The sequence below is a fragment of the Mesorhizobium sp. M2A.F.Ca.ET.067.02.1.1 genome (assembly GCF_004023285.1).
Classification (GTDB): Bacteria; Pseudomonadota; Alphaproteobacteria; order Rhizobiales; family Rhizobiaceae; genus Mesorhizobium.
Genome location: NZ_RZSB01000507.1, coordinates 1 through 4,410 on the forward strand (window position 1 = coordinate 1; position 4,410 = coordinate 4,410).

Genomic DNA, 4,410 nt, shown 5'->3' on the forward strand with positions numbered 1-4,410 from the left:
GACTTGGTCAAAGCCTGCATGTCCTCGATGGCGCGTTTGCAAAAACCGCAATTGTAGTCGTAGAACTCGACGATCGTGACCTTGCCCTTGGGGTTGCCGACGACGCCGTCGAACGTCGAGTTGAAGATCTCGTCCTTGGAATTCTTGATGACGCCGAGTGCCGCAAGCCGCTGCTCTTCCTTCTGCTTGGCCTCGAGCGCGTCCTGCACCTCGAGCAGCACTTCCGGGTTCTTCAAGAGGTAGTCGCGGATGATGCCCTCGACCTCCTTGCGATCGATCTTGGTATCGGCGGCCGCCTGGGTGTCGGCGGAGGACGTGACCTGGGCGACCTGCACGGTGTCGGCCTTCGCGGCCTGCGGATTTCCCGCCACGAAACCGAAGGCCAGCATGCCGAGCGCCACCGCCAGGCCGCCGGCCCTGCCAAGCAGGATTGCCTTGTTCATTATCGTCGTCCTTTTTCCTGTTCCGGTCCGCCTTCGTCGTCGCCGACGTCCGGGAGGTTCATTTGAGTTTGTTAGACGGTGTGTAGTTTATAATATCCTGAGCGCGCACCCAGCGGGGTTCGCCGCGCTTCAATTTCTGTTGAGCGCGCATGGCGAAGATCTTCGCATTCTTGTAGTCGCCCGCATAGTAATGGCCCTCTGCGGTGGCAAGATCGGCGGCCGGAATGTCGCCCTGTTCTCCATAGGCCTGCGCCAGGAAGCGATAGGCTTCGGCATTCTCCTTGTCCCGCCCGACGCCGTTGTTGAGCTGGACCACGGCCTTTTTCAGCGAATCAGGCGTGCCCACCGCCATCAGCGCCTGGCCGAGCGAGACCAGCAGCAGTCCGGAATGCGCGGGATCGAGGCTCACCGCCTTGGCATAGGCGTCCGCCGCGTCCTTCGGCTTGTTGGCCTTCATCAGGATATCGCCGCGCAGCTCCTGGAAATAGGGGTTCTTCGGCTGTTCCTTGATCAGCGCCGCCGTCTTGGTCAGCGCGGCGCCTGGATTGCCGTAAAGATAGGTCTGCTGCGCGTCGCCATAGCGCGAGGCGAGGCTGGTCGGATTCTTGCGCATCAGCCGCGCGACAGCCGCCTGGCCCTGCATATAGGCGGCGATCTTGATGCGCATCATGTCGTGCCGCTGCTGCAGCGCCGGGGGGTCGACAACATTGACGAAGGGGCTCTGCTTGACCAGCACTTCAAGGTTGGCGATGCGCTCCTGCGGCATCGGATGGCTGATCCGGTAGGGATCCACCTGGGTGCCGGCGAGCGACAGCGCGCTCTGGAAGCGGCCGAAGGTCTTCAGCATGCCCATGCCGGACTGGCCGGTGGCGTTGAGATAGGTGATCGCCGAACGGTCGGCGGTGATCTCTTCGGTGCGCTGATAGGCAAGGATCGAGCGCTGCGCCATCTCGCCGCCGCCGGCGGCAACCCCCATGCCGGCGCCCGCCAGGCCCTTGCTGTTGGTGGTCGCGCCGGCCACCATGGCACCGGCGCCGAGCAGCGTGGCGATGATGGCCATTGTCTTGGCGCGGTCGAGCTGGTCGCGCAATTTCTGCTGATGACCGCCGGCAATATGGCCGGCCTCGTGCGCGATGACGCCGATGATCTCGTTCGGCGTTTCGGCGGTCACCAGCGCGCCGGTGTTGACGAACAGGCGCCGCCCGGTGACGAAAGCGTTGAAACTCGGATCATTGACCAGAACAATGTCGATGCCGTCATTGGCAAGCCCCGCGGCCTTGAAGATCGGGCGGGCATAGTCGCGCACCAGCGCCTCGATCTCGGCGTCGCGCACCACCGGCACGCCTTGCGCGAAGGCGCTGACCGAGCTCGACACGGCAACGGCGGCGGCAAGCATAAGCGTCGCGAAGCCGCGCGCGGTTCGGCTGAGAGAGGTCGATCTGCCAATCGATGGTCGGGGTCGGCTCAACATAGGTCCACTGGTAGACGAGCGGGCGAAAGATGAAAAGTCGGCGCCGGCAACTTCCTGCGCGCTTGTGATCCCCACATCAATCGGGCATTTGTGCGGCGCTGTTCCTTTAACTAGGGCAGTTCAAGGACAAGTCTGCGCTGCTTGCGTCCGGAATTCGCCGAAATAGGGCAGTTGGAAGAGGTCAAATGGTCGTTTCGCTTTCGCGCCGGGGGGAAGTCGAGCCCTTCCACGCCATGGACATCCTGGCCGAAGCCAACCGGCTGAAGGCCACCGGCGTGCCTGTGGTGTCGATGGCCGTCGGCCAGCCGTCGGATTCCGCGCCGGCAGGCGTACGCGAAGCGGCGGCCGCGGCCCTCAGGCACGGCCGCATCGGCTACACCGATGCCTTGGGCTTGGCCGATCTGCGCAAGGCGATCGCCGAGCACTATGGCGAGCATTACGGGATCGACGTCGCGCCGTCGCGCATTGCCGTCACCACGGGGTCGTCGGCCGCCTTCAACCTCGCTTTCCTGGCCATGTTCGATCCGGGCGACCGCGTGGCCATCGCCGCGCCCGGCTATCCGGCCTATCGCAACATCATGGCCGCGCTCGGCATCGAGATCGTCGAGATCGAGCTCGGCGCGGACGCCTATCTGCATGCCGAGCATCTGAAGAGCGCGCATCGCGATAAGCCGCTGAAGGGTGTGCTGTTTGCCAGCCCCGCCAATCCGACGGGTGCGGTGATCCCGGCGGACGAACTTGCGGCCCTGGTGAAGACGGCGGAGGAACTCGGCATCGGCGTCATCTCCGATGAAATCTACCACCGGCTGGCTTATGCGGCGCCCGATGTGACCGCGCTGGCGCATGGCGCCGGGGTGACCGTGATCAATTCCTTCTCGAAATACTATTGCATGACCGGCTGGCGCATCGGCTGGATGGTGCTGCCCGAGGAATTGGTGCGGCCGGTCGAGCGCATCGCCCAGAGCCTCTATATCTCGCCGCCGGAATTGTCGCAGATTGCCGCGATCGAGGCCTTCAAGGCCACGTTGGAGCTCGAAAAGGTGAAGGCGCGCTATGCCCTGAATCGCGACCTTCTGATGAAGCGTCTGCCCGAGCTCGGATTTGCGCTGGCAGCACCCATGGACGGCGCCTTCTATGCCTTCTGCGATGTCACCCGCCACACCAACGACAGCATGGCCTTTGCGCGAAAAATGCTGGCCCAGGCGCATGTCGCGGCGACGCCAGGCCGCGATTTCGATCCGCAGCAGGGGCATCGCACCATGCGCTTTTCCTATGCCGGCAGCCATGAAGACATGGTCGAGGCGCTGGCGCGCATCGAACACTGGCTGAAATAGAAGCCATGCCGGAACTCGAGCAAGCATTGGCGGAAGTCGCCGCCGAAATGGCTGAACGCACCGATCGCGGCAAGGTAGCGACCTATATCCCGCAGCTCGGCAAGGTCGATCCGAAGAAATTCGGCATCGCCGCCGTGACCAATGATGGCCGCGTCATCCTTGCCGGCGATGCCGATCAGCCCTTTTCCATCCAAAGCGTCTCGAAGGTCTTCACCCTCACGCTGGCGCTGGGAAAGGTCGGCGATGCGCTCTGGCAGCGCGTCGGCCGCGAGCCGTCCGGCAATCCGTTCAACTCGATCGTCCAGCTCGAACATGAGAACGGCATCCCGCGCAATCCGTTCATCAATGCCGGCGCCATAGTCGTCTCCGACGTGCTGCTCGCCGGGCATCAGCCGCGCGAGGCGATCGGCGAGATCCTGCGCTTCATCCAGTTCCTCGCCGATGACGAGACGATCATCATCGACCGCGAAGTGGCGGCGTCCGAGCGGGCCACCGGCTACCGCAACTTCGCCTTGGCCAACTACATGAAATCCTTCGGCAATCTTCATCATGAGCCGGAGCTGGCACTGGGCGTATATTTCCATCACTGCGCCATCGCCATGAGTTGCCGGCAGCTTGCCATGGCGGGCCGGTTCCTCGCCAATAGCGGAAGGAATCCGGCGACCGGGCATTCGGTCGTGTCGGCCGAGCGGGCACGCCGTATCGGCGCGCTGATGCTGACCTGCGGCCACTATGACGGCTCCGGCGATTTTGCCTTCCACGTCGGCATCCCCGGCAAAAGCGGTGTCGGCGGCGGCATTTTGGGCATCGTGCCCGGCGTGGCTTCGCTGGCTGTTTGGTCGCCCGGCCTCAACGAGAACGGCAACTCCAAGCTCGGCTCCATCGCCCTGGAGAAGCTCGCACGGATGATGAACTGGTCGATCTTCGCGCCATAGGCAAGTCGATATTCAGGTGAGGCCGGCCTGACCTGAATCTCGATTTGCCTTGCGCTTCGGCAAACAAAAAAATCCCGCGCCAGGCGGCGCGGGATTTTTGAAAAGAAATCAGTCCAACAATTTGAAAAGCTTAGAAGAAACCTTTGCGCTGCCACCAGCCGGCGCGCTTCGGCTTGTCCTCGGTCTTGGCCTCTTCGGAGACGTTCGAGGAGACGACGGGAACAACC

General features: G+C 63.2%; 4 protein-coding genes. 2 read left to right on the forward strand and 2 right to left on the reverse strand.

The features are described 5' to 3' along the window. On the reverse strand, positions 1-443 hold a 443-nt coding region (locus EOA28_RS26245; protein WP_148670858.1), incomplete at its 3' end, for a thioredoxin domain-containing protein. A gap of 58 nt (positions 444-501) precedes the next feature. Further along, positions 502-1,914 (reverse strand): M48 family metalloprotease, encoded by a 1,413-nt coding sequence (locus EOA28_RS26250; RefSeq protein ID WP_127250817.1) that lies wholly within the window; start codon positions 1,912-1,914, stop codon positions 502-504. Positions 1,915-2,099: 185 nt separating this feature from the next. On the opposite strand from EOA28_RS26250, the gene EOA28_RS26255 reads away from it, so the two are divergent. Further along, positions 2,100-3,248 (forward strand): aminotransferase class I/II-fold pyridoxal phosphate-dependent enzyme, encoded by a 1,149-nt coding sequence (locus tag EOA28_RS26255; RefSeq protein ID WP_127250816.1) that lies wholly within the window; start codon positions 2,100-2,102, stop codon positions 3,246-3,248. Between the two features lie 5 nt (positions 3,249-3,253). After that, complete coding sequence (locus tag EOA28_RS26260) at positions 3,254-4,183, forward strand: glutaminase (RefSeq protein ID WP_189342195.1); 930 nt, start codon at positions 3,254-3,256, stop codon at positions 4,181-4,183. Positions 4,184-4,410: the final 227 nt, after the last annotated feature.

Coding starts and splice junctions, on each gene's coding strand:
- EOA28_RS26255 (WP_127250816.1), top strand. CDS start 2,100: ATGGTCGTTTCGCTTTCGCGCCGGGGGGAAGTCGAGCCCTTCCACGCC.
- EOA28_RS26250 (WP_127250817.1), bottom strand. CDS start 1,914: ATGTTGAGCCGACCCCGACCATCGATTGGCAGATCGACCTCTCTCAGC.
- EOA28_RS26260 (WP_189342195.1), top strand. CDS start 3,254: ATGCCGGAACTCGAGCAAGCATTGGCGGAAGTCGCCGCCGAAATGGCT.